The sequence below is a fragment of the Streptomyces sp. NBC_00461 genome, from assembly GCF_036013935.1.
GTDB lineage: Bacteria > Actinomycetota > Actinomycetes > Streptomycetales > Streptomycetaceae > Streptomyces.
Map to the genome: position 1 here is coordinate 9,350,785 of NZ_CP107902.1, position 25,127 is coordinate 9,375,911.

Below are 25,127 nucleotides of genomic sequence, written 5' to 3' on the forward strand. Positions count from 1 at the left end.
CATCCGGTCAGTGCCACTCCACCGCGAACGCCAGGGCGGGGTTCGCCCCGAAGATGCGGTCCACCAGGTCTTCGCCCAGCACCAGCGCCAGCCTTGGCCGAACCCGGCGCAGCAGGTACGGCATCCCGGGCCCGCCGTCCACCGACCGTGCCCCGGCGACCACGGTGTCCCCACCGAGCAGCAGCCGATGCCCGAACCCTGCCTCGGCGAGGGTCCGTACGGCGTCCGGCATGCGCCAGTCGGTGGCGTGATGGGCGCGGGACGGGCCGTCGAACGCCAGCCAGCAGCCCGCCTCCGCGGCCTGGCGCTGCACGGTGAAGTCGGGGGAGCGGTTGAGGTGGCCGAGAATCACGCGGTGCGGCGGGACGCCCAACTCGCCGCACAGCAGGTCCAGTACGTCGAGTGCGCCCGTGCCCAGCTCCAGGTGGACGGCGACCGTCGCGCCCGTCGCGTGGTGCGCCTCGGCCGCGGCCGTCATCGTCCACCGTGCGTGCGCGTCGAGCGCGTGGAATCCGCCCGCCACCTTGATGAGACCGGCCCGGACGCCCGACGTGCCGATTCCCTCGGTGAGTTCGGAGACGAACACGTCGGCGAGTCTGCCGCGCAGCTCGCCGAGCGACTCCGGGGTGTAGTGGGCGGCTTGGTGCAGTCCCGTCGCGCAGACCAGGTGCACGCCGGCCGCCCGGGACAGCAGCGGCAGGTCCGCGGCGCGCCGCCCCATCCCGACGGGGGTCCACTGCACGACGCTCGCCCCGCCCGCCGCACGGAACGCCTCCAGCTCGGCCCGCGCGGCCGTGGCGTCGTTCAGTTCCTGGCCCGGCAGTTGCGGGCTGCTGATGAAGAGATGGTCGTGCGCGTCGCAGACGCCCAGGTCCTCGGGCCGCACGTCGCCCAGCACCGTACGGACGCTGCTCACCACTGCTGTCCGCGCGGCAACAGGTCACGCCCCGGCGCCGACATGTGCAGCACCTCGAACACATCACCGTCGGCCTTCGGCGCGTCGTGCTCCCACAGCGAGAAGTGCACCAGCTCCCAGCGGCTGGAGTCCACGGCCGCCGCCGCGAGCACCGCGCCGTCCTCGCCGGCCAGCCGCTCGGTCTCCCGCACCGCGTCCGCCGTGACTCCGGCCAACTCCACGCCCTCCGGCACCGGTTGGCGCCGCCGCACCGCGAATCGTGCCGGGAGGCCGGCGCCGCCGCGCTCCTCGTACGCAAGGCCCGTCCACTGTCGGACGGACGGCCGACCGAAGTCGTTGCTCAGCCCCTGGAAGGCGCCGCCCCAGAGGAAACTGTTCATGCCCTCCATGGTGTTCCACAGGTAGAACGGCGCGTACTGGTTGACCGGCGAGCCGTTCACCCCGCGCTCGCGCAGCAGGTACGTCTTGAGGCCGAGGCCGTCCCAGTCGTCCAACAGATGCCCGACGCGGGCGACACGGCCGCGGATGCTGCCCGTGTCGTAGTCGGCGGGCAGTGTCAGCTCGTACTGCATGGCATGCATCGGGTGCCTCCTCAGGCAGGGGTGTCCTGCGAACCGTCGGCGGGGTACTCCTCCGGTCCGACGTGCGCGTCCCACTCCGTGGTGGTGCCGTCCTCGGCGGCCTCGACGACCGCGAGATGCGTCATGAAGGTGCGCGGACCGGCACCGTGCCAGTGCCATTCCTCCGGCTCGATCCACACGGTGTCGCCCGCACGGATCGCCTCGACGTCCCCGCCCTTTCGCTGCACCAGCCCCTCGCCCTCCAGGACGTGCAGCACCTGGCCGTGCGGATGGCGGTGCCAGGCGGTGTGGGCGCCGGGCGTGAAGTGGACGTTGAACATGCGCAGTCGGGACGGGGCGGCGGGCGCGGCTATCTCGTCGAGCCACACCGAGCCCGTGAAATTCTCCGCGGGGCCCTGCCAAGTGTCGGGACGCTTCCTGGTGATGTGCACTGACCTGAACTCCTAACGTGGGGCGAGAAGGGAGAGCAGCCCCCGGACAGCGGCGTCGAAGGCGGTGGGGGAGCCGGCGGCGCGGGCGAGGACGTAACCGCCCTGGACGGTCGCCAGGACGGTGGCCGCGATCTCCTCGCCGTCCAGCGAGGGCGCGAACTGCCCCTGCTCCTTGCCCTCTTCGACGATTCCCGCGATCAGCTCCCGGATCGCGTCGAGCGTCTCGTCGACCGGCGCGCGCAGCTCGGCGCTGGCGATGACCTCCGGATCCATCGTGAGCCGCCCGACGGGGCAGCCGCGCAGCACGTCACGCTCGCGCAGCAGATACGCCTCGATGCGCTTGTACGGCGTCCCCGGCCCGTCGAGTACTCCCTCGGCAGTAGCCCGCAACTCCTCGGCCGTCCGCCGGATCGCCGCCAGCGCGAGATCAGGCTTGCCCTTGAAGTGGTGGTACATGCTGCCCTGTCCGGCGCCCGACCGCTCCAGGATCGCCTTGGGGCTGGTGCCCACGTATCCGCGCTCCCACAGCAGCTCACGGGTGGACTGGATCAGTCGCTCCGAGGTGCTCTCCGCGGTGGTCTCCGAGGTGGTCTCCGAAGTGCTCATGCCGTCACTGTACATACTAGTAGTTACAGAAGTCGAGCGCTTGGGGAGCAACGGAAACCGCCCCGCGTACTCCCCGGGAGGTACGCGCAGTGCCGCTGGCCGTACGACGACCCGGCCCCCCTCCCGGCGGGAGTCTCGAGACGACAACGCACGACCCACCTGGGAGATGACCCGAGATGCAGACACTCGCGAACTGGAACGGCGGCCCCGGCCCGTGGATCCTCTTCTTCCCGCTGATCTGGGCGGCCGTCGTGATCGGCGCCGTGACCCTGGTGCGCCGCACCGCCTGGCGCGGCCGCCGTGGACCCTGGCGGCCCATGGACGATCCGCGCCCCTCCGGTGACTCGCCGCTCGCCGTGCTCGGCCGCCGCTTCGCCTCCGGTGAGATCGACGAGGACGAGTACTGGCGCCGGATGTCCGTCCTGGACGAGCAGTTCGGCCGCAGCAAGGGCGGTGCGGCGTGACCACCACGACCGCCGTCCGCACGGCCGCCCGGGTCGTCGACGCAGTGAAGGTCTACGGCCGCGGTGACACCGAGGTGAGGGCCCTGGACGGGGTGAGCGTCGACTTCCCGGTCGGCCGCTTCACCGCGATCATGGGGCCCTCGGGTTCCGGCAAGTCCACCCTGATGCACTGCGCCGCCGGCCTCGACACGCTCAGCTCGGGTGCCGCCTACATCGGCGACGTCGACCTGGGCGGCCTCGACGACCGCCACCTCACCCTCCTGCGCCGCGACCGCGTCGGCTTCGTCTTCCAGGCGTTCAACCTGGTGCCGACGCTGAGCGTCGCGGAGAACATCACGCTGCCGCTGGACCTCGCCGGCGGCAGCGGGGACCCGGAGTGGATCGAGGCGCTCATCGACGTCGTCGGCCTGCGCGACCGCCTCCACCACCGTCCCTCCGAACTCTCCGGCGGCCAGCAACAACGCGTCGCCGTGGCCCGGGCGTTCGCCGGCCAGCCGGACGTCGTCTTCGCCGACGAGCCGACCGGCAACCTCGACTCCCGCTCGGGCGGAGAGGTCCTCGGGCTGCTCGGCCGCGCCGTGCGCCGGACCGCCCGCACCGTCGTCATGGTCACCCACGACCCGGTGGCCGCCGCCCACGCCGACGAGGTCGTCTTCCTCGCCGACGGACGCCTGGTCGACCGTATGCAGTCCCCCACCGCCGACCGGGTCCTGGACCGCATGAAAGCCTTCGAGGTGCCCTCATGAACACCGCCGTACGCCTGAGCCTGTCCTCGCTGCGTGCCCACAAACGACGCTTCGCCGGCACCTTCCTCGCCGTGTTCCTCGGCGTCGCCTTCCTGGCCGGCACCCTCGTCATGGGCGACACACTGCGTGCCAGCTTCGACAGCATGTTCGGCAACGCGACGATCGGCACCGACGCCGTCGTCCGCAGCGCGGACACGATCACCACACCCGGTGAGAGCCAGGGCGTACGGCAGCCCGTCGACACGGCCCTGGTGAGCACCCTGGAGACGGTGCCCGGTGTCGCGGCCGCCGCGCCCGACATCGAAGGCGCCGGCCAACTCGTCGGCAGGAACGGCAAGCCCATCGGCGGCCAGGGGCCGCCCACCCTCGCAGGCAACTGGATCACCGACTCCAGGCTCAACCCGTACCAGCTCGCCGAGGGCCGCGCCCCGCGGAAGTCCGGCGAGGTCGTCGTCAACCGCGGCGCCGCGAAGAAGGGCGATCTGAAGATCGGCGACACCACCACACTGCGCACCCCGGACCCGGTCGAGGTGACGGTCGTCGGGCTGGCGACCTTCGGCGGCGAGGACGGCATGGCCCAGGTGACCTTCACCGGCATGACCCGCACCGACGCCGAGAAGTACCTCACCGCCAGGCCCGGCGAGGCGGCGAGCATCAAGGTGCGAGCAGGACCCGGCGTCAGCGAGAAGGACCTCGTCGACCGGCTGACTCCCGTACTGCCCAAGGGCGTTGAGGCCATCACGGGTCAGGAGTCGGCCCAGGAGAACACCGACATGATCTCCAGCCAGTTCCTCACCGTCTTCACCACCTTCCTGCTCGTGTTCTCCGGCATCGCCCTGCTGGTCGCGACCTTCTCCATCCACAACACCTTCGCGATCGTCGTAGCCCAACGCACCCGCGAAAACGCCCTGTTGCGAGCCCTCGGTGCCTCCCGCCGCCAGGTCACCGCGACGACCCTCGTCGAGGCGAGCGCCGTCGCCGTGGCCGCTTCGGTCGCGGGACTTGCCGGCGGTGTCGGCATCGCGGCCGGCCTGCAGGCCCTATTCCCCGCGATCGGATTCCCCTTCCCCGACGGCAACTTGGTGATCAACGCACTGTCCATGGCGCTGCCGCTCGCGGTCGGCATCGTGGTCTGCCTGGGCTCCGCGCTCCTGCCCGCCGCCCGGGCCGGCCGCACCGCTCCGCTGGCCGCCCTGCGCGAGACGGCCGTCGACGCCTCCGGCGCCTCCCGCACGCGTGCCGTCACCGGTATGGGCCTCGCCGCCCTCGCCGTGGCCGTGACGCTCAGCGGCGTCCTGGTCTCACCGTCCGTCTGGCTGGCGGGACTTGGCGCCGTCCTCGCCCTGGTCTCGTTCGTGGTCCTCGGTCCGGTCGCGTCCTCGACGGCCGTACGGATCCTCGGCGGCCCCCTCGACACACTGCGCGGCGTCACCGGCTCCCTCGCCCGCCGCAACGCCCTGCGCAGCCCCAAGCGGACCGCCGCCACCGCGAGCGCCCTGATGATCGGCGTGGCCGTCGTCTCGCTGTTCACCGTCTTCGGCGCCTCGCTGAAGGCGACCATGGACCAGACCGTGTCACGGTCCTTCGCCGGCGACGTCGCCGTCAGCACACCGTCGTTCGGCGCGGGCGGCAGCGGCCTGAGCCCCCGGCTCGCCGGGGCGATCCAGCAGCTGCCCGAGGTCGACACGGCCGTAGGACTCGGCCGCGGAGTCGCCGAAGTCGACGGCAGGGGACGGGCGTTGACCGTCACCGACCCGGTGGCGCTGGAACGCACCTTCGACCTCGGAAAGGTGCAGGGGTCCCTGCGCGACCTCGGCACCGACGGCATCGCCATCACCAGGGCGGAAGCCGACAAGCAGCACCTCACCACCGGGGAGAAGGCCCGACTCGCCTTCACGGACGGCAAGAAGCAGACCTTCACGGTCCGCGCCGTCTACGGCCGGTCCGAACTCGCCGGCGACTACCTCATCACCCGTGCCGCCTGGGCCCCGCACCGTACCCAGGACTCCGACGCGCTCGTCGCCGTCTCCTTCAGGGAGGGTGTGAGCACGGACGCGGGCAAGGCAGCCGTGCGGCATGTCGCCGACCGCTACGGCAACCCCGAGGTGCAGACCCGCGACGAGTACGCGCAGTCCTCGGCCGGCGGCATCGACATGATGCTGACCCTCGTCTACGCCCTGCTCGCCCTCGCGGTCCTCATCGCGCTGCTGGGCATCGCCAACACCCTGACCCTGGCGATCCACGAACGCACCCGCGAACTGGGCCTGCTCAGGGCCGTCGGGCAGACCCGCTCCCAGCTGCGGGCCATGGTCCGGTGGGAGTCGGTGCTCGTCGCCGCCTTCGGCACGGTCGGCGGCCTGGGCCTCGGCGCCTTCCTCGGCTGGGTGCTGGTCAAGGCCTCGGACGGCGTGAGCGACAGCGCCTTCGCCTTCGCGATCCCGCCCGTGCAGCTCGTGATCGTGGCCCTGGTGGGTCTCGCGGCCGGCGCGCTCGCGGGCCTGCGTCCGGCGCGGCGCGCGGCGCGCCTGGACGTGCTGCGCGCCATCGCCACCGAGTGAGACAGCGCGGGCAGGTCACCGCCCGGTCAGCCGGCAACGGCCGACCGGGCGGGAGCGTGTGCGGGCCTGCGGCCGTCGACCGCGTGCTCGACCTCAGCGAACCGGTGCGCCGGCTTCTCGGCCGTACGACGCGGAAGGCGGGCCGGCGCCGCGACCGGAGCCGGGGTGGTGGGCAGCGTGAACCAGACGACCTTGCCCGACTCGCCGTCCGGGCGCACCCCCCAGCTCTCGCTCACCGCGGCCACCATGGCGAGTCCGCGCCCGGTGGTGGCGCCCGGCTCCACTTCCCGCACTTCGGGCAGCCGGGGGTCGTGATCGTGCACGGAGACCGTGAGCCGGTCCAGCAGCAGCTCTATCTCCACGGTGCACAGCTTGTCGGGCTGGGCATGCAGATGGACGTTGGTCAGCAACTCCGTCACACCGAGTGCGGCACGGTCGATGAGGGAGTCCATATGCCAGTAGCGCAACTGCGCAGAGACGATTCTGCGGACCTGGCCGATCCGCGACGGCAGGGCTTGCAGCTCTACCGTGCAGTGCCTGCTTGGGTGACTGATCACGGCTGCGACTCCCCGACTGAAGAGGTCCGGAAGAACACGGAAGACGGATCCAGCAGGGTGGCTGAGGGAGCCGGCCACCTGCTGTCGTGCCCGGCGGGCTGGTTCGCAGCGTTATCGCCGGTAAACCCAGAGTGACGTGAGACCAGCGTGACGCAGGGGGCGCGGTACCGCAACTCGCCGTCGGCTCGCGGTCGCAGGAGGCAGCCCGCCGCAGTCGTAGTACGGGAGTTGTCAGCCGCCGCGCCCCGCGGCCCTTCGTACGGCTTCAATGAACCGGCCTGCCGCGGGCGGCCCCGGCTCGCCCGGCGCGGGGTCGTGGTCGCCCAGCGTCAGCAGGTACCGCTTGCCGTTGAGGTCCGCGAGCGCCCGGCCCTGCGCGGCGAACCACGGCTTGGAGGCGCGCACCGCCTGCACCGGCGCGCTGTCGATCTCGGTGCCGTAACTGGTGAGCAACGCAAGCCTGCCGTCGCTGATCCGGACCTGCCCGGCCCGGGTGAGCGAACGCAACCGTTTGCCGATCCGCACGCCCGTCGCAGTGAACTCCGGCTCCGCCATGCCGCCCGCCCCCTTGTGCGCGTCCGGTGCGCTGGACCGTGACCTGCGTGGGCCGCGATCCAGCTCGTGTCGTGATCCAGTGTGCGCCCCTGTTCGGTGCAGTCTGCCCGCACCCGGCGTCGAGCACCAGTACGCACGGCACCCCGCGCCGGGCGCCCGGAGCACTCGCCCGAATGCGCCCCCAATTCCGCCCACCCCCTGCCCCCAGGCTGTCCTTTGGGGCGCTCAAAGGTGCGTTTATGCAGGTGAGAAGCGTGCGGAAGGTGTTTATGATCGATGTTGTCGGCAGCGCGACGCGTCGCCGGCGCTCAGTGTGAGGAGCACCCGTCGTGAGCACCCCCCAGCAGACCCGGACCGGCCGGACCCTCGACGTCGACCGCAGCGACGCGGCCTACCGTGACTGGCTGAAAGAAGCCGTCCGCAAGGTCCAGGCCGATGCCAACCGCTCGGCCGACACGCACCTGCTCCGCTTCCCCCTGCCCGAGAAGTGGGGCATCGACCTGTACCTCAAGGACGAGTCGACCCACCCCACCGGCAGCCTCAAACACCGGCTCGCCCGCTCCCTTTTCCTCTACGGACTGTGCAACGGCTGGATCCGGCCGGGCCGCCCGGTGATCGAGGCGTCCAGCGGCTCGACAGCCGTCTCCGAGGCGTACTTCGCGAAGCTGATCGGCGTGCCCTTCATCGCCGTCATGCCGCGCACGACGAGCGCCGAGAAGATCCGCCTGATCGAGTTCCATGGCGGGCAGTGCCATTTCGTGGACGACTCGCGCAGGATGTACGAGGAATCGGCACGTCTGGCGGTGGACACCGGCGGCCACTACATGGACCAGTTCACCTACGCGGAACGGGCCACGGACTGGCGCGGCAACAACAACATCGCCGAATCCATCTTCCGCCAGCTGGAGCTGGAACGGTTTCCGGAGCCCGCGTGGATCGTGGCGACGGCCGGCACCGGCGGCACCTCGGCGACCCTCGCGCGCTACGTCCACTACACCCAGCGCGACACCCGCATCTGCGTGGCCGACCCGGAGAACTCCTGTTTCTTCGAGGGCTGGACCACCGGCGATCCCGACGTCACCTGCGACTGCGGCTCCCGTATCGAGGGCATCGGCCGCCCCCGCATGGAACCGAGCTTCGTGCCGGGAGCCGTCGACCGGATGATGAAGGTGCCCGACGCGGCGAGCGTCGCCGCCGTACGGGCGCTGGAGCGGGCCATCGGCCGCAAGGCGGGCGGCTCGACCGGCACCGGCCTGTGGAGCGCGCTGAAGATCATTGCCGAGATGGTGGCCGCGGGGCGGCAGGGGAGCGTGGTGACGCTGCTGTGCGACCCGGGCGACCGGTATCTGGACAAGTACTACTCGGACGCGTGGCTCGCCGAGCAGGGCCTGGACATCGAGCCGTACACGGCGGCGATCCAGTCGCTGCTGGAGACGGGCGTCTGGCCGACTGAGGACGTGCGCCCGAGCCGCCGCTGATACACCGGCAGGCAACGTTTGCCCGTCGATGAGCTGCGTCCGGTGCGTGCTCCGGGGGTCCACGGCCAGAGGCTGGGGGAGTGCCGGGTGCGGGCCCTCGTACTGGACGTATGTGGGTCTGTGCCCGGTGCGCCGCGTGAGGAGGGGACCTCCCACGCCCTTGAGGCAGTGGGGGAGCCTGCTGGGCCGGCGTCGCGACGGGGCGGACGTTGCCTGGCGGGGTACTAGGGAGCGAGGCGCCGGTCCAGTGAGGTCACCGCGTCCCGGAAGGCCCGGCCCAGGCCCGCCCGAGCCGCCTTGAGGACGAGTCGCACCGGTGCCGTCCCGTCGGCGGCGAAGGTCCACTGCACGCGCGTGCCCGCGCCGGCCGGTACGAGCCGCCACTCCTCGACCAGGGCCCGCATCCCGGGAGCGTTGGTCACGTCGACGCGGTAGGCGTACACCTCCGCCTCCTTCGCCGCGAGCACCGTCTCCTCGAAGCGCGTCCCGCCCGTCAGCCGCACCTCGCGCCGGGCGCCGCCGTCGAGCGGCCGGGCCAGTCTCACCGCCGAGAACCACTCCGCCCAGCCCGCCACATCCTCGGCGAGCGCGCGGAACACCGCCTCCGGAGCGGCTGAGACCTCCCGGGCGAAGACAAGACGTACGGGCGCGGTCTCGACGAAGTCGAGCCCGACGGGACGCAGACGACGAGCCATGGACGAGAACCTCCTTGACGGAGCAGGGAAGTTGACCGGGGCAACGTCACGATAACTGGCGGCCCGTCAGATGTCTGCACCGCCCGAAGTCGATCAGCTCTCCGGCTCGCCCGCCACGACCAGCCGGCGCAGTTGCTCGGAGATCTCCTCGCGCGCGTCGCCCGCGAGACCCGAGTCGGTCACCAGCGTGTCGACCTGCTCCAGCGCGGCGAACGAACTCAGGCCCACCACACCCCACTTGGTGTGGTCGGCGACCACCACGACCCGCCGCGCCGACTGCACCAGGCGCCGGTTGGTCTCGGCCTCCGCGAGGTTCGGCGTCGACAGGCCGGCCTCGACCGATATGCCGTGCACACCGAGGAACAGCATGTCGAAGTGGAGCGCCGCGATCGCCTGGTCGGCCACCGGGCCCACCAGCGAGTCCGACGGCGTGCGCACACCACCGGTCAGCACCACCGTGGCCGCGCCCTGCCGGGGGCCGGAGGTGCGCTGCGCCGCATGGAAGACATCGGCCACCCGCACCGAGTTCGTCACCACGGTCAGGTCCGGCACGTCCAGCAGATGGTGCGCCAGCGCATACGTCGTCGTACCCCCGGACAGTGCGATCGCGGTACCGGGCGCGACCAGCTGGGCCGCGGACCGGGCGATGTCCTCCTTGGCCGTCAGCTCCAGGCCCGACTTGGCCTCGAAGCCCGGCTCGTGCGTGCTCGCCTCCACGACCGGGACCGCACCGCCGTGCACCTTCTCCAAAACGCCCTGGCGGGCCAGCGCGTCGAGATCGCGGCGCACGGTCATGTCCGACACGCCGAGCTTGCGGGTCAGCTCGTTGACACGGACCCCGCCCCGGCGCCGGACCTCGTCCAGGATCAGGGAGCGCCGCTGCTCCGCGAGGAGGTTCTGATTCTCACTCACGTACGCTCCGGTCCTTTCGCCTCAAGCCGTCCGACAGGCCCTGCGCACCCCGTCCGACAAGGACATTCTCGCCGACCCCGGTGCGCGGACGTCCCATCCTCGCACGTGTGGGTCCCCAGGACGCCACCCGCCTGACGCTCTCATGTCACCGATGCCACATCTGTTCCTCGCATGTCACTCGGAACGGGGAGATTCCGTGTTCACAGGTGTACGCCCCCGTCCGAACGGCGATCCTTGTGCCCGCACGGACACAAGAAGACGGCGCGTCACGGGGGAAGTGCGAACAGTGGAACGTGCGCAGGAACGTGCCTCGGCGAGCGGCCCCGCTCCGGTGCCCGAGGGATCCGGAAACACCCTGGAACTCCTGGTCCACGGCGTGGGCGGCACCACGCCCCAGGACATGCTCAATGATCCGCGCACGGTACGGATCACCGGCGACGACACGGCGGCCGTCTTCCGGCGCGCCGCGGACGTCGACGCGGACAGCAGACCCGACGGCCGTCGTGGCGGACCGGTGCCGGAGGCGTACGTCTGGTGCAACCTCACCTCCGGCAACAGCGCGCGTGCCCTGTGGCTTTTGCTGCTGCCGTTCATGGTCGTCAACCTCGCCCACTGGATGCGGCCCAGCGCCCGCGGCCGCAAGCGGACGGTGCGCTTCTACGGGTTGCTGGTGCGACTCGCCGGACTGACCCTGACGGTGCTGCTGGTCGCGGCCGCCTGCGAGGTCGCCCTCGACCTGGCGGCCTGGCAGTGCGCGGGCATGCGCGCGTGCGCCGAGCGGCACTCCTGGCTGGGCTTCCTGTCACCGGACGTGTCGCACCACAGCTGGTGGAGCAGGCCGGGCCGCCGCCTCGCCCTCGCGGCACTGGTGCCCACCGCGCTCACCGGCCTCCTCTGGTACCTCTCCCACCGCACCTGGAGCGCGTACGAGTCCCAGCAGCCGCTCGCCCACCGGCCCGAACCCGACGAGGAGACCGGCCGCACCGCCCTGGGCCGCCCCGGCTTCTGGTACGGCCGCCGACTCGTCGCCCGGCTGCGCGCCGCCCACACCGCGGCCGGCCTGCTGACGGTCGCCGCGGCGGTCGCCTCGTCCGCGGCCCGCTTCGACCGCGCTCCGGGCGGCCCCGTCGTCCTGGACGTCCTGGGCCGGCTCCTCGCCGTGGCACTCGTCGCCACCGCCGCCGTCGTGATGTGGGTGGTCTGCCGCCGAGGACGCAGCGAGAACCGCCTCGACCGGGAACTCGACGCGCACCTCGTACGACGGCTTCCGCTCGCCGCCCTCGTCCTGCTCCTGCTGTGCGCGGTGTACGCCGGCTGGGAGCGCCCCGGATGGCGATCGGCCGGCCTGCTGGCCGGCGGCGGCACCACCTTCGGAGGCATCGCCCTTGTCCAGGGCTTACTGGTCCTCGCCCTCGCGGTCGTCGCCCACCTGCTGTACCGCACCCACCCCGATCCGCGCGCCGTGCTGTACGGCCAGGGCGGACCCGCCGTCGCGATCCTCGCCTGTGCCCTGGGCGGCGTCATCTCCGGCGGAGTCTCCCAGCGGGTGTCGGACTGGCTGGACGGCACCGGCACCTCCATCGACGGCCCGCCGGTCCTGCTGACCTGGCAGGCATCCGTCATCCCCCTGCTGCTCCTCGCCCTGATCGCGCTCTGCGGTCTGCTCGGCCGACGGGCCTGGCTGCTGCGCCGCACCGAACTGGCCACCGTCGAGCTCGACCACCCCGGCGAACCCAAGGACGCCGCACGCACCCGCCGTATCGCCACCACGCGCGCGTTGGCCACGCTCACCGACCGCGCCCCCCTCGTCGTCGCCGTCACCGCCACCACGACCCTGATCCTGGGCGCCGGAGCACTGGTCGGCGCGAAATTCACCGAAGAGGCGCCCGGAGAGGCGGCCCAGCACGCCTTCGCCATCGTGCACGGCGCCGCACAGACCGCGCAGGCCCTGGGCTCCTGGCTGATCGGCCTGGGCTTCATACTCTTCGTCACCTGGGGCCGGCGCGCCTACAAGGACGCCTCCGCCCGGCGCACCATCGGCATCCTCTGGGACGTCGGCACCTTCTGGCCACGCGCCGCGCACCCCTTCGCCCCGCCCTGCTACGCCGAGCGCGCGGTCCCCGACCTCACCTGGCGGATGGCGACCTGGACCCGCGCCACCGGCGGCCGCCTCGTCATCTCCGGACACTCCCAGGGCAGTGTGCTCGCGGCGGCCGCGGCCTGGCAGCTCAAGCCGTCCGACCGCAAACGGGTCGCCCTGCTCACCTACGGCTCCCCGATCGAGCGCCTCTACGGCCGCTGGTTCCCAGCCCACTTCGGCCCTGCGGCCCTCGCCTCCCTGCACCATGACGTCGACTGTTGGCGCAACCTCTACCGGCTCACCGACCCCATCGGCGGACCGGTGCGCCTGCCCGGAGACTGCGGCCCCGAGGTGGACCGCCCACCGCTCAAGGACCCCCTCGCCTACGGCCGTACCGCGCAACACCCCCTGCCCGCACCGATCCTCGGCCACTCGGACTACCAGGCCGACCCGGCCTTCGCCGAGGAGCGGGAACGGCTGCTGGGCCGCCTGCGAGCGGACGTGCCGGCTCCACGCCCGGTGGCAGGCACTCAGGAGGGCTCGGGCAGATCCTCGGCGTAGAGCAGCGTCAGGTCGTCCGTGCTCGGCTCGTCGAACTGGGCGACCCGGCTCGCGTGCCGCTCCACCATGGCCTCGAAGGTCTGGCGGGCGGTTCGGCCGTTGCCGAACGCCGGGCCCTTGGGGAGCGCTGTGAAGTACTTCAGCAGGGCCTCCGCGGCGCCCGGCGCGAGCCGGTACTCGTGCTCGTCGGCCTGCTGTTCCACGATCCGCAGGAGCTCCCCGGGGTCGTAGTCGCTGAAGGTGATGGTCCGTGAGAAGCGGGACGCCACACCGGGGTTGACCGAAAGGAACCGCTCCATCTCGGCCGTGTAGCCCGCGACGATCACCACGACCGCGTCACGGTGGTCCTCCATCAGCTTCACCAGCGTGTCGATGGCCTCCTTGCCGAAGTCCCGGCCCGAGTCCTCCGGCGACAGCGCGTAGGCCTCGTCGATGAACAGCACACCGCCACGCGCCCGGTCGAACGCCTCCTGCGTGCGGATCGCCGTCGATCCGATGTGCTCACCGACCAGGTCGACGCGGGACACCTCGACGAGATGCCCCTTCTCCAGCACACCGAGCGAGGCGAGGATCTCGCCGTAGAGCCGCGCCACGGTCGTCTTGCCGGTGCCGGGGGAGCCCGTGAAGACCAGATGCCGCTTGACCGAGGCCGCCTTGAGGCCCGCCAGCATGCGACGCCGGCCCACCTCGATCATGTCGGTCAGCGCCCGCACCTCGCGCTTGACGCTCTCCAGGCCCACCAGCGCGTCGAGTTCACCCAGCACGGCCTTCGACGTCCGCGTCGGCTCCTCGGGCTGCGCGGCGGCGAGCAGGGGCTCCTGTTCGGTGGTGCGCTGCCCGGGGATCGCTCCCAGCAGACCGAGCGACTGACCGGCGGTCTGCACTGCGGGCTCCGGGGCCGCCGGAGACCTGAGGCCCGCGCTCTCGTCGCTGGTGCAGTCCTCGACGACGGGGCCGGTGCCCGGCGCCGCGTCACCGCCCTCCGCGAACTCGTACCCACCGCGCGCGCAGCGCTCCGTGCGGCACTTCTTCAACGTCGTACGACTGCCGTCGATCACGTGGAAGCCGTAGCCGCCGCTGCCCGTCACCCGGCAGTTGAGGAAGCTGCCGCGGCCGCCCGCCGACACGTAGAAACCCGCCTCCGCGGGGGAGTCGACCGTGCAGCGCTCGATGGTGGGGTCGGCGCCCTTGGTGACGATCACGCCCGTCTGTGTGGCGTCGATGGTGCAGTTGTTGAGGGTGCCGCCGCTGCCGTGGTCGCGGAACCAGGCACCCGTCGCGGCGTCCCGGATACGGCAGTCGTCGAGCTGTGCGGTGGCGCCGTCGCTCACCGACACGGCCGTGTTGCGCACCTGCGACAGGTCGCTGTCGACGACGTCCGCGCGCGAGCCGCGGTCGAGGACGAACAGCGCGTCCGGCACGTCGTGCACCCGGCAGGAGTCCAGCACCGCGGTGGCGCCGTCACTGACCCACACCGCCGGGTAGTCGCCCGTGCTGTCGAAGATCTCGCACTGATTGGCGTCCACGCGGGTGCCCGGATCCCACACCGACAGGCCGTTGCGCCCGAACTGACGAACCGTCGTCCGGGTCAGGGTGAGCACCGAGCGGGAGCGCAGATCGACCGCGTTCTCAGGGATGTCGTGGATGCGGCAGTCCGCCAGCGTCAGCACCGCGTCCGTGTCGAGGGTGACGCCGTCCGCCGTGGTGCGGTGCACATCGCAGTCCGTGAGGTGCGCGGTGGCCCGGCCGGTGACCTGGACCCCGCTGCCACGGACCTCGTACACCTCGCAACCCACCGCGTCCAGCGCGGAGTTCTCACCGGTCACCGACAGACCCGCGCCCGAGGCGTGATGGATCCGGCACCGCTCCAGACGGGGCTGCGCACCGCCGCGGACCGCGACCCCCGACTGACCGGCGGCCACGACCTCGCACTCCTCGAACACCCCGCCTCCGCCGTCGAGTACGGCGATACCGATGCCGGCCGGATTGTCGACGGTGCACCGCCGCACGGTCGGACGCGCGCCCCCGCGCACCTCGATCCCGGCCGCGGACCGGGTGATGATGCGGACGTCCAGCAGCTCCGGAGTGCCCTCCTCGACCAGCAGGGCGGGCGCCGCCGCGTCCTGCCCCTCCACATGCAGGTCCTGCACCACCGCCGAGGCACGCACGGTCAACGGCACACCGTCCACGGGTGCGATCCGCACCGAACCGGGAGAACCCTCGGGGCCGCGCAGGGTCACCGACCGCTGCACCACGAGGTTTTCCCGATAGGTACCGGGCGCGACGGTGAGGACGTCACCGTCGGCGGCGGCCTCCAGGGCGGCGGCGAGCGATGCGTACTCACCTGTGCGGCGCCGCCACCGCGATGTGCCGGTGTGCGTCACCTGGACCGTGCCCTGTGCCATGGTGTTGTTCTGCCCCCACCTCGTGTTACGCGGGTCGATGCCGAAGGGATCGGCCGGTCCACCGTAGCGTGCGCGCGGGCGGTGGGTTGACCAGAGCGGGAAGGCCGTCAGCTGCCGGCGCCGGTCCTGCCCCAGTCCGGGCCCGCCCGGTCCCAGGCCTGGTCCCAACGGGCGTACCGGCGACGGACCATGCGCCAGACGATCAGCCGTCGACCGCCCTCGACGGCGCCCGCGGTGAGCATGGCGGCGCCGAACCCGGCGAGCACCGCGTGCGTCGTCGCCGTCGCCGCATCGAGCGGACGGGCCACTATCTGCCCGTGCAGGTCCGTCCATATCCTGAAGTGGTCACCGCGGTGCGGTGACGCGAGGCTCGCCAACGCCGCGCCGTGGTGGCCGGAGCCGTCCGGCGCGGTCCAGTCGGCGAGGACGCGGCTGCGCAGATCCCGCGACGAGGTGGACTCGGGGTCGGTGTCCAGCGGGGAGCGGTCCAGCTTGCGCACGACGGTGGCCGTCACCGGGTGGCGGGCCGCACGCTGGTCCCGGACGGACTGCTGCAGGGCGTCCTGCGCGATGGTGCCGACGACGGAGCCGACCACCGGGGCCGCGACGAGGATCAGCAGCAGCGCCACCAAGGTCAGCCAGGCCTCTACCAGATCGCTCGTGCGGCGCAGCGGATTGTGCCGCCAGCGCCAGAGTCCGCCGATTGTGCGCACCGTCCCGCACCCCCTTCCCGCTCCGTGATAACCCCCGGCCGAGCCGTACACGCGCCGACCCGGTCAAAGAGAGAGCGAGATCACTTGCTCCCGGGCTCTCTCATGAACTTCTCACGAAACCTCAACGCGCAGGCCCCCGACCCTGGTTCCCGCGCCGCGGGCCTTGTCCGGATCTTTCGTCCCTGCCGCCGCACAGCGTCCGGCGGAGCTGCCTATTCGAGGACCGTCACCGGATCGCCGACCCGGATCGTGCCGGGGGAGAGGGGCACCAGGTTCTGACCGAAGACCAGGCTGCTGCCGATGCGGCGGTGGCGGCCCAGGGTGGCCAGGGGTTCCTTGCCCCGCTCGGCGGTGTCCTGGTCGGTGGTGGTCACCACGCACCGCCCGCACATCTTGGCGACCCGGAAGGTGACCTCGCCGACGGCGATGCGGGACCAGTCGTCCTCGGCCCAGGCGTCGGTGCCCGCCACGACCATGTTCGGCCGGAACCGGTTCATCGGCAGCGGCCCGTCGGCCGGTTGAGAGCCCTGGGCGATCAGGGAGTTGAGGGCGTCGAGGGAGGCGCTGGTGGTGAGCAGCAGCGGGAAGCCGTCGGCGAAGCTGACCGTCTCGCCGGGCCGCGCGTACTCCGGGTCGACGGGCCGGCGCGTGGCCGGATCATCCATGTGTACGAGGCGCACGTCGATCCCGAGATAGTCGCTGCACCAGGCGTGCGCGGCCGCGTCCTCGGCGGGGACGCCCTCGACCTTGTCGCCGAAGATCTCCAACGGCACCGTGCCGACCGGCCGGGGAACCCGCACGGTCAGCGGGCCCCTCCCCGGCGCCGACAGACGAACGCCGCCGCCGGGGACCAGCTCGGCGGCGGCCTGCGCAAGGCGCGGTTGCTGACGTTGCGTGACGACCTTTCCCCTTGTGTCGATCAGCGCCCAGCGCCGGTCTCCGGCAAGTCCCCAGGGCTCCACGACGGCTTCCCGGGGCGCGAGGCCCCGGAACGCCTTCACCGGATGGACGTGAATCGACTGCAGCAGCGCGTTCCCCATACGGCCATCGTGCCAGGCGGCGGCGAGAGCCGGGGAGGACGGCTCAGTAGCCGCGGTACTGCTGCTGGTTGTTGTACGGGTCCTGGTACTGGGCCGGGTTGGGCCGGGGAGCCGCAGGGCGCATCGCCTCGTAGCCCGTACCGGTCGCCATGGGCCGCTGCGGCTGCTGCGGTCCGGGATAGCCACGAGGCGCCATGGCCTGCTGAGGGATGTACGCCGCGGGCGCATGCTGCAGCGGAGCCGGCTGCTGCGCCTGCGGATAGCCGTAGGAGGGCTGGGAGGGACCCGCCGGAAGGGCGGGGAGTGCCGACGGCAGGGCCGGCAGATAGCTGCCCGGCGCGTCGTACGCGGCGGGGACCCGGATCGGAGCGATCTGCGGGGTGCCCCGCTCGGCCACGAGCCTGTCGTAGATCGGAGTGTCCGGGAAGGCGGAGTAGTAGCCGCCGCCAAAGGTGGAGCGGGGGGAGGTCATGGCACATAAGTTAAGCCCTCGATGTGCTAGTTGGGGAGACCGATAAGAGGGTTGTTTTCAGTGTCGGCAGTGACGCGGGATCCCCAATGCGAGCGAACTTGGCAAAAAAGGGCGCCCAACGAGGTTCAGGTCGTGTAAATGCCGAGTTCCGGGCGGGTTACCAGCGGTTGGCCACAGGTAACCCTGTGCTCCTCGTGGGAGTTCGTGGTCCCGGGGAATAGGTTGTGCGGATGGAGTACCTGAAGGGCTGCCGGGACACGGACTGGCACGGTGACACGTGATGGGGGCGGACATGTCAATGCCGAAAGGATCGAATACGCCGGTGCCGACGACGGCACTGAGGGTGGAATTGGGCTGGCGTTCAGGACCCGGCGTTCCGGACACGGACGCCTCGGCACTTCTGCTCGTGGGCGGCAAGGTCCGCTCCGACGGCGACTTCGTCTTCTACAACCAGCCGGCGCACGTCTCCGGCGCGGTCCGGTACGAGGGCAAGCACAACGGGGACGGCCGCGTCGTCGACAGTCTCCTTGTCGACCTCGCGCGCGTGGAGCCCGCCATCGAGACCGTCGTCCTCGCCGCGTCGGCGGACGGCGGTACGTTCGGACAGGTTCCCGACCTCTACATCGAGGTTCGCGACGCCGCCCAGGGCGGTGTGGTGGCCCGATTCGACAGCACGGGTGCCGGCGTCGAAACCGCTTTCGTACTCGGCGAGTTCTACCGCCGCCAAGGCGCCTGGAAGTTCCGCGCCGTCGGCCAGGGCTACGGCAGCGGACTCGAAGGTCTGGCCACGGACTTCGGGATCGCGGTCGACGAACCGCAGCACACTCCGCCCGCCGCAGCTCCCGCGCCCCCGCCCCCGGCCCCTCCGTCCGCGACCATGCCCCCGCCCGTCGCCCCGCCTGTGAACATGCCGCCTCCCGCCGCGCCCCCCATGACCATGCCTCCGCCGGTCACGCCCCCGGCCGCCGTGCAGCCCCCTCCGCCGCAGGCGCCTCCCACGCAGCCGGTCCGGCTGACCAAGGTGACGCTCACCAAGGCGGCCCCCTCGGTCTCGCTGGCCAAGCAGGGCGGCACCTCGGGCTCGATGCGCGTGAACCTCAACTGGGAGGTGCGCAAGCAGTTCTCGGGATGGGGCAGCAAACGTGGCCGCGCGGTCGCCATGCACGCGGACCTCGACCTCGATCTGTGCGCCCTGTTCGAACTCGCCGACGGCAGCAAGGGCGTCGTACAAGCCCTCGGCAACTCCTTCGGAGCCCTGAACCGGCCGCCGTACATCCACCTGGACGGCGACGACCGCACGGGCGCCGTCGCGAGCGGTGAGAACCTCACCGTCAACCTCGACCACAAGCAGGACTTCAGGCGGATCCTCGTCTTCGTGACCATCTACGAAGGCGCGCGATCCTTCGCCGACCTGCACGCGACGGTCACCCTGCAGCCGCAGTTCGGTGCCCCGATCGACTTCTCGCTCGACGAGTGCACCGTTCCCTCCACCGTCTGCGCCCTCGCCCTGATCACCAACACGGGCAATGACCTGGTCGTCCAGCGCGAGGCCCGCTACCTGGTGCCCGAGCGCGGGGTGAGCCCCCAGCGGACCGTCGACTACGCCTACGGATGGGGCATGAACTGGACCCCCGGCAGGAAGTGAGCCCCGCGGACGGAAAGCGAGCGCTCTAGAGAGGGCGCTCGTCCGCGACGGTGTCCGGGCGCGTGTAGGTGCGGCCCTTCCAGGCCGCACCGCGTCCCCTGTAGTGCTGCACCGCGGAATCGACCGTCATGAGGAGATAGAGGAAGGCGGTGACCGGCAGCAGGGGAGCGAGCCACAGCGGCTGGCGGTAGTAGCGGAGCATGGGGACGTACGTCCCCGCCATCACCAGCCACGCGAGACCGCCGAGGATCCCGGCCGGCCCGTCCCCGGTGGCCGCCCCCGCCACCAGGGCCGCGGGCGGGGCCAGGTACACCAGGGCCAGCCCGAGGACCGTCCCGAGGAGCAGCGGCGGGTTGTACCGCAACTGTGCGTACGCGCTGCGTGACACCATGCGCCACAGGTCGTGCAGCCGTGGATAGGGCCGCACGCTGTCCACCCGCTCGGCCAGCCCCAGCCAGACGCGACCGCCAGTGCCCTTGACCGCGCGCGCGAGCGCCACGTCGTCGATGACGGCGTGGCGGATGGCGTCAGGGATCCGCGCCCGGTCGGCCGCCTCGGTACGCAGCAGCACGCAGCCGCCCGCCGCGGCGGCCGTCCGCGTCCCTTTCCCGCCGATGCGCCGGAACGGGTACAGCTGGGCGAAGAAATAGACGAAGGCCGGCACCACGAGCCGCTCCCACACGCTCTCCACCCTCAGCCGAGCCATCTGCGAGACGACGTCGAAGCCGCCGCTGCGCGCAGCGGCGACCAACTCCCGCAGGCTGTCCGGCGCATGCGCGATGTCCGCGTCCGTCAGCAGCAGATATTCGGGCTCACGCGCGCGTGCCAGGCCGATGCCATGCCGTACGGCCCACAGCTTGCCCGTCCAGCCGGGGGGCGGTTCGCCGGGTGAGCCGACCGTCATGGGCAGCCCACCGTGCGCCGCCGCCAGTTCGCGGGCCAGGTCTCCGGTGCCGTCCGAGCTGCCGTCGTCGACGAGGAAGATCTCCGCCCGGCCCGGATACTCCTGGGCGAGCAGGGACGGCAGACTCGCGGGCAGTACGGCGGCCTCGTCGCGCGCGGGGACGACGACACCGACGGACGGCCAGTCGGCAGGATCCTCGCGGGGCGGCAGCCTGACGTCCGTGCGCCAGAAGAAGCCCTGACAGAGCAACAGCCACAGCCAGGCGGCGAGTGATAGGGCGGCGGTCCACGCGATGGCGCTCACTTGCGCAGTCTGCCCCACCGGACCGGCCCGCAAGGGCCCATCGTCTATCGTGGCCGGGTGAAGATCGCGCTCATGGACTCCGGAATCGGTCTGCTCGCGGCCACCGCCGCGGTACGGCGTCTGCGGCCCGACGCAGATCTGGTGCTTTCCCTGGACCCCGACGGAATGCCCTGGGGACCCAGGACCCCCCAGGACCTGACCGAGCGTGCCCTGGCCGTGGCCGAGGCCGCCGCCGCACACGGGCCCGACGCCCTGATCGTCGGCTGCAACACGGCGACCGTGCACGCCCTGCCCGCCCTGCGCGCCCGCCTCGAACCCGACCTGCCGGTCATCGGCACGGTCCCGGCGATCAAGCCGGCCGCGGCCGGCGGCGGCCCCTTCGCGATCTGGGCGACGCCCGCCACCACCGGCAGCCCGTACCAGTGCAATCTCATCGCACAGTTCGCCGGCGGGGTGACGGTCGCCGAGGTGCCCTGCCACGGGCTCGCCGAGGCGGTGGAACACGCCGACGAGGCCGCAATCGACGCAGCCGTCGCGGCGGCCGCCGCGCTGACCCCCGACGATGTAACGACCGTCGTCCTGGGCTGCACCCATTACGAACTCGTCGCCGAGCGGATCCGTGCCGCCGTGCAGCAGCCCGGCTTCCCGCCGCTCGTGCTGCACGGGTCCGCAGGCGCCGTAGCCGCCCAGGCCCTGCGCCGCCTCGGCGAGCAGCCCGCACCCGGGGCACCGGCCACCGGAACCCTGACGGTGCTGCTGAGCGGCCGAGAGGGTGCACTCATACCGCCCGCCCTGGCCTACGAGGAAGGCCGACTGCTCCAGGCGGTCAGCCCCGCGCGCTGAGCGGACGCCATGAAACGGGCGCCATGAAACGGACGCCATGAAACGGATGCCATCGGCCGGGCGGCATATGGGCAGGGTTCACTCTCCGCGACCCGGTGCCCGCGCAGCGAAACATGAGTAACCTCGTAGCCATGAGGGACCACCCCCACGGCGAGAACGCCAAGCATCCGGATGTCTGGACCGGACACGCCACCAAGCGGGTCCAGTGGCTGCCCGCGGTCGCCGGCGTGGCCGTCATGGCGCTCGGCATCGAGCTCGCCGTCGACTCCGCCTGGACATCGGGCATCGCCCCGCTCGTCATGGCCGTCGTCGGCTGCATTGCCGCCGGACTGCTGGTCCTCTTCGGCACGCTCGCCTTCCTGCACGTCGATCTGAAGCTCGACAAGGAATGCCTTGAGGTGCGCTGCGGACACATCGGTGTGCCGCGCCGCAAGATCCCTCTCTCCCATGTCGCCGGCGCCGAGTTCGCGGCGCACGTGAACCCGCGCCAGTGGGGCGGCTGGGGCTACCGCTGGCGGCCCGAGAAGGGCACCGCAGTCGTGGTGCGGCGCGGCGAGGGCGTCGTCCTGCGCCTGTGGGACGGTCACACGTTCACGATCACCGTGGACAACGCCGAGACAGCCGTCCGGGTCATCAGCGACCGACTGCGGCCGGGCACCACCGGCGCGCTGCACTGAGCCTCGTCGTCACGGCGTCAGCCGGTCACCGCGCGGGCGTACGTCCACCTTCTGCGGTGGTGACTCCTCGGCGAGCGGGCGGGCCGTGGCCAGGCCCGCGAGCAGGCCCGCACCGACCGACACTGCGGTGAAGCTCAACGCGTTGGAGACCGCGGCGATCGCCGCGAGCGCCGTCAGAGCCGCACCCGCGGTGAGCACGACCGGGGTGGGGCGCGGGGAGCGCCACAGCGCGTGCAGCACCCAGCAGAGGGACGCCCCCAGCAGGACCACGCCGACGACACCCTGCTCGGCCGCCTGCTGCAGTACGGCCGAGTGCGGCTTGCCGTCCGAGAACAGGGTCCGGGTCGCCGTGGTGCTCAGTTCACCGAAGCGCTCCGGGCCCACCCCCAGGGCGGCGTTGCGATGTGCCAGATGCAGGGCGTCCTGCCACAGCTGGATCCGGTGCTGGGTGAGCTGCCCTTCCAGAGACGTGGTGAGTCCCTCGGGCAGGGCGTTTCCGGCGACGGCCCAGGTCAGGCCGGCCACCAGAGCCGCGACCAGGGCGAGGCCCGCGATGCCCAGGCCACGGCTGTGCATCCGTCCGGCGGCGAGCGAGCACAGCAGCACGGCCGTGCAGGTGACGAATCCGCTGGTCGAGCCGAGGGCGGCCGCGGTCACCGTGATCCCGACCGCCAGCGTGCCCATCGCGAACCGTAGGGGCGGCGACTCGGCGGCCCAGGCCGCGCAGCACGTCGCACCGGCACACAGCGTGAGCAGCGCGGCGGTGGCACCTGCGTGTCCGAGCGGCGCGACGATCTGAGGACCCGGGGCGAGGTGCGGAACGGCCACCGCCAGGCCGATTCCGGCCAGCGCTCCGGCACAGGGCGCGGCCACCGGCAGCAGCGCCCCGCAGATCCGCCCGGCCGCGTAGCCGGCGGCCACGGCCAGCACTGCGAGCAGCACGCCCTCCGGCCGGCCCTCGTGCACGGTCGCCGTGATCAGCGACCAGGTGGCAGAAGCGCCGAGCACCACCACGCCCACTGCGTCAGAAACGTTTCGTCTCGCGCCGCCCTCCCCAGGACCGGCATCAGACGTCATGCCTATGGAAACCACCCAGCCCCCCGAACGCGACCGAAGCCCCCCGACCTCGCACGACCCAGGTCGCCGAGGCCGTGACCGGCCGGGCGACTGTGGCTGGGCACACCGTAACGGCTGATGGACGTTTTGTGGATGAGTTGGACCGAGTTGCGCAGGAACGATGCGGCGGCTGCGGCGCGCAGCGGCCTGTGCTGCCATACGGACCGCGCTGTCCGGGGCAAGGTCACCGGCCGTACACTCCCGGGGTGACCGTCACCGCAACCTCCGTGGACGAGTCGGACCAGTTGCAGCCGCAGGCCGCGCCCGCATCGCGTCCGGCGCGCCTCGTACGCCTCGTTCCGGCTCTCGCCGCGGCGCTCTTCGGAGTGCTGCTCTACGTCAGTTTCCCGCCGCGCACCCTGTGGTGGCTGGCCGTCCCGGCCTTCGCCGGCTTCGGCTGGGTCCTTCGTGGCCGCAGCTGGAAGGCGGGCCTCGGTCTCGGCTACCTGTTCGGCCTCGGCTTCCTGTTGCCGCTGCTCGTGTGGACCGGCGTGGAGGTCGGCCCAGGACCCTGGCTGGCGCTGGTGGCGATCGAGGCGATCTTCGTCGCGCTGGTCGGCGCGGGCGTCACCGTGGTGTCGAAGCTGCCGGCGTGGCCGGTGTGGGCGGCCGCGGTGTGGATCGCGGGCGAGGCCGCACGCGCGCGTGTGCCGTTCAACGGCTTCCCCTGGGGCAAGGTCGCGTTCGGTCAGGCCGACGGCGTCTTCCTGCCGCTCGCCGCGGTGGGCGGCACCCCGGTGCTGGGCTTCGCGGTCGTCCTGTGCGGCTTCGGCCTGTACGAGGTCGTACGGCTGGCCCTGGATGCCCGGCGCACCCGGGAGGTCCGGCGGTCGGCAGCGGCCGTCGCCCTGCTGAGCGTGGCCGTGCCGGTGGTGGGCGCGGTCGCCGCCGGCTCGCTGGTCAGCGACAAGGCCGAGGACGGCTCCGCGACCGTCGCGGTCATCCAGGGCAACGTGCCGCGCTCCGGGCTGGAGTTCAACGCCCAGCGACGGGCCGTGCTCGACTACCACGCGCGCGAGACCCGGCGCCTGGCCGCCGAGGTCAAGGCGGGCAAGATCGCCAAGCCCGACTTCGTGCTGTGGCCGGAGAACTCCTCCGACGTCGACCCCTTCGACAACGCCGACGCGTACGCCGTCATCGACGGCGCGGCCAAGGCGATCGGCGTGCCCATCTCGGTCGGCGGTGTCGTCCAGCGGGACGGCAAGCTGTACAACGAGCAGATCCTGTGGGACCCCAGGAAGGGCCCCCTCGACACGTACGACAAGCGGCAGATCCAGCCGTTCGGCGAGTACCTGCCGCTGCGCTCGCTCATCGGCGCGATCAACAGCAACTGGACCTCGATGGTTCGCCAGGACTTCAGCCGGGGCACCAAGCCCGGGGTGTTCACCATGGACCACGCCAAGGTCGGCCTGGTCACCTGCTACGAAGCGGCCTTCGACTGGGCCGTGCGCTCCGAGGTCACCGACGGGGCGCAGATCATCTCCGTACCGAGCAACAACGCGACCTTCGACCGCAGCGAGATGACCTACCAGCAGCTCGCCATGTCCCGCGTCCGCGCCGTCGAACACAGCCGGACCGTCACCGTGCCGGTGACCAGCGGCGTCAGCGCGATCATCATGCCGGACGGGAAGATCACGCAGAAGACCGGCATGTTCGTCGCGGCCCACCTGGTCCAGAAGGTGCCGCTGCGGTCGAGCGAGACGCCTGCCACGCGGCTGGGAATCCTGCCGGAGATGGCCCTGGTGCTGGTCGCCGCGGGCGGGCTCGGGTGGGCGATCGGCGCCGGTGTGCGCGGGCGGCGCGCCCGGAGCGTGTAACCGTACGCCCGGCGCACGCCCCGTGAAATGCGCCGGGTGCCTGGGCACCGGC

The 25,127-nt window shown here is 71.8% G+C and carries 23 protein-coding genes; 9 read left to right on the plus strand and 14 right to left on the minus strand.

Going from position 1 to position 25,127, the window contains the following annotated elements; translation table 11 throughout:
* Positions 1-7: 7 nt before the first annotated feature.
* From OG870_RS43240 to OG870_RS43255, 4 genes are read right to left on the minus strand one after another with little or no spacing between them, the layout of a single operon-like run.
* Positions 8-916 (minus strand): phosphotriesterase family protein, encoded by a 909-nt coding sequence (locus OG870_RS43240; protein ID WP_266587298.1) that lies wholly within the window; start codon positions 914-916, stop codon positions 8-10.
* Positions 913-1,497, minus strand: a complete 585-nt coding sequence (locus OG870_RS43245; RefSeq protein ID WP_266526312.1) for a DUF4865 family protein — start codon at positions 1,495-1,497, stop codon at positions 913-915. The genes OG870_RS43240 and OG870_RS43245 overlap by 4 nt, the downstream gene beginning before the upstream one ends.
* Positions 1,498-1,508: 11 nt before the next feature.
* The gene (locus OG870_RS43250; protein ID WP_266526311.1) at positions 1,509-1,928 is read right to left on the minus strand and encodes a (R)-mandelonitrile lyase; all 420 of its coding nucleotides are present in this window, start codon (positions 1,926-1,928) and stop codon (positions 1,509-1,511) included.
* Between the two features lie 12 nt (positions 1,929-1,940).
* Complete coding sequence (locus tag OG870_RS43255; protein ID WP_266587300.1) at positions 1,941-2,534, minus strand: TetR/AcrR family transcriptional regulator; 594 nt, start codon at positions 2,532-2,534, stop codon at positions 1,941-1,943.
* A 176-nt stretch (positions 2,535-2,710) separates the two neighbouring features.
* Between OG870_RS43255 and OG870_RS43260 the strand changes: the two genes are divergently transcribed.
* From OG870_RS43260 to OG870_RS43270, 3 genes are read left to right on the plus strand one after another with little or no spacing between them, the layout of a single operon-like run.
* A complete protein-coding gene (locus OG870_RS43260) occupies positions 2,711-2,998 on the plus strand; it encodes an SHOCT domain-containing protein (RefSeq protein WP_266526306.1) in 288 nt (95 codons plus the stop codon).
* Positions 2,995-3,744, plus strand: a complete 750-nt coding sequence (locus OG870_RS43265) for an ABC transporter ATP-binding protein (RefSeq protein WP_266526304.1) — start codon at positions 2,995-2,997, stop codon at positions 3,742-3,744. Before OG870_RS43260 ends, OG870_RS43265 begins: the two co-directional genes overlap by 4 nt.
* Positions 3,741-6,302: an ABC transporter permease gene (locus OG870_RS43270; RefSeq protein WP_266587302.1), complete on the plus strand. Its 2,562-nt coding sequence runs from the start codon at positions 3,741-3,743 to the stop codon at positions 6,300-6,302. The genes OG870_RS43265 and OG870_RS43270 overlap by 4 nt, the downstream gene beginning before the upstream one ends.
* A 26-nt stretch (positions 6,303-6,328) precedes the next feature.
* Here OG870_RS43270 and OG870_RS43275 read toward each other — a convergent pair whose 3' ends face one another.
* Both OG870_RS43275 and OG870_RS43280 read right to left on the minus strand, forming a co-directional pair.
* Positions 6,329-6,859 carry an ATP-binding protein gene (locus OG870_RS43275; RefSeq protein WP_266587304.1) on the minus strand — a complete coding sequence of 177 codons (531 nt, stop codon included), beginning with the start codon at positions 6,857-6,859 and terminating at the stop codon, positions 6,329-6,331.
* 231 nt (positions 6,860-7,090) lie between these two features.
* Positions 7,091-7,414: a hypothetical protein gene (locus OG870_RS43280; RefSeq protein ID WP_266526300.1), complete on the minus strand. Its 324-nt coding sequence runs from the start codon at positions 7,412-7,414 to the stop codon at positions 7,091-7,093.
* Between the two features lie 329 nt (positions 7,415-7,743).
* On the opposite strand from OG870_RS43280, the gene OG870_RS43285 reads away from it, so the two are divergent.
* Positions 7,744-8,892, plus strand: coding sequence for a PLP-dependent cysteine synthase family protein (locus OG870_RS43285; protein WP_266526298.1), 1,149 nt, complete (start codon positions 7,744-7,746; stop codon positions 8,890-8,892).
* Between the two features lie 224 nt (positions 8,893-9,116).
* On the opposite strand, the gene OG870_RS43290 is transcribed toward OG870_RS43285, so the two are convergent.
* Together OG870_RS43290 and OG870_RS43295 are read right to left on the minus strand one after the other, a co-directional pair.
* Positions 9,117-9,587, minus strand: coding sequence for an SRPBCC family protein (locus OG870_RS43290; RefSeq protein ID WP_266526296.1), 471 nt, complete (start codon positions 9,585-9,587; stop codon positions 9,117-9,119).
* A 93-nt stretch (positions 9,588-9,680) separates the two neighbouring features.
* A complete protein-coding gene (locus tag OG870_RS43295) occupies positions 9,681-10,499 on the minus strand; it encodes a DeoR/GlpR family DNA-binding transcription regulator (RefSeq protein WP_266526294.1) in 819 nt (272 codons plus the stop codon).
* 286 nt (positions 10,500-10,785) lie between these two features.
* On the opposite strand from OG870_RS43295, the gene OG870_RS43300 reads away from it, so the two are divergent.
* Positions 10,786-13,140 (plus strand): hypothetical protein, encoded by a 2,355-nt coding sequence (locus OG870_RS43300; RefSeq protein ID WP_266841830.1) that lies wholly within the window; start codon positions 10,786-10,788, stop codon positions 13,138-13,140.
* Here the strand turns inward: OG870_RS43300 and OG870_RS43305 are convergent.
* The 4 genes from OG870_RS43305 to OG870_RS43320 all read right to left on the minus strand — a co-directional run bounded on the left by OG870_RS43305 (position 13,110) and on the right by OG870_RS43320 (position 17,770).
* Entirely contained in the window at positions 13,110-15,545 is a 2,436-nt protein-coding gene (locus OG870_RS43305) for a right-handed parallel beta-helix repeat-containing protein (protein ID WP_266526290.1), read from the minus strand. The two genes, OG870_RS43300 and OG870_RS43305, sit on opposite strands and share 31 nt — an antisense overlap.
* Before the next feature lie 107 nt (positions 15,546-15,652).
* The gene (locus tag OG870_RS43310; protein ID WP_266587308.1) at positions 15,653-16,258 is read right to left on the minus strand and encodes an Rv1733c family protein; all 606 of its coding nucleotides are present in this window, start codon (positions 16,256-16,258) and stop codon (positions 15,653-15,655) included.
* Positions 16,259-16,470: 212 nt separating this feature from the next.
* Positions 16,471-17,298, minus strand: a complete 828-nt coding sequence (locus OG870_RS43315; protein ID WP_266587310.1) for an MOSC domain-containing protein — start codon at positions 17,296-17,298, stop codon at positions 16,471-16,473.
* A 43-nt stretch (positions 17,299-17,341) separates the two neighbouring features.
* A complete protein-coding gene (locus tag OG870_RS43320; RefSeq protein ID WP_266526284.1) occupies positions 17,342-17,770 on the minus strand; it encodes a DUF6643 family protein in 429 nt (142 codons plus the stop codon).
* A gap of 298 nt (positions 17,771-18,068) precedes the next feature.
* Here OG870_RS43320 and OG870_RS43325 point away from each other — a divergent pair, with 298 nt between their 5' ends.
* Entirely contained in the window at positions 18,069-19,415 is a 1,347-nt protein-coding gene (locus tag OG870_RS43325) for a TerD family protein (protein ID WP_266588589.1), read from the plus strand.
* 25 nt (positions 19,416-19,440) lie between these two features.
* Here the strand turns inward: OG870_RS43325 and OG870_RS43330 are convergent, their stop codons facing one another.
* The gene (locus OG870_RS43330; protein WP_266841833.1) at positions 19,441-20,622 is read right to left on the minus strand and encodes a glycosyltransferase; all 1,182 of its coding nucleotides are present in this window, start codon (positions 20,620-20,622) and stop codon (positions 19,441-19,443) included.
* A 57-nt stretch (positions 20,623-20,679) separates the two neighbouring features.
* Here OG870_RS43330 and OG870_RS43335 point away from each other — a divergent pair, with 57 nt between their 5' ends.
* Together OG870_RS43335 and OG870_RS43340 are read left to right on the plus strand one after the other, a co-directional pair.
* Positions 20,680-21,465 (plus strand): glutamate racemase, encoded by a 786-nt coding sequence (locus OG870_RS43335; RefSeq protein WP_266841834.1) that lies wholly within the window; start codon positions 20,680-20,682, stop codon positions 21,463-21,465.
* A 131-nt stretch (positions 21,466-21,596) separates the two neighbouring features.
* Entirely contained in the window at positions 21,597-22,142 is a 546-nt protein-coding gene (locus tag OG870_RS43340) for a hypothetical protein (protein ID WP_266587317.1), read from the plus strand.
* A 9-nt stretch (positions 22,143-22,151) separates the two neighbouring features.
* On the opposite strand, the gene OG870_RS43345 is transcribed toward OG870_RS43340, so the two are convergent.
* Positions 22,152-23,219, minus strand: coding sequence for an O-antigen ligase family protein (locus OG870_RS43345; protein ID WP_405623314.1), 1,068 nt, complete (start codon positions 23,217-23,219; stop codon positions 22,152-22,154).
* A gap of 245 nt (positions 23,220-23,464) precedes the next feature.
* Between OG870_RS43345 and lnt the strand changes: the two genes are divergently transcribed.
* Positions 23,465-25,075 (plus strand): apolipoprotein N-acyltransferase, encoded by a 1,611-nt coding sequence (gene lnt, locus OG870_RS43350; RefSeq protein WP_266526277.1) that lies wholly within the window; start codon positions 23,465-23,467, stop codon positions 25,073-25,075.
* Positions 25,076-25,127: the final 52 nt, after the last annotated feature.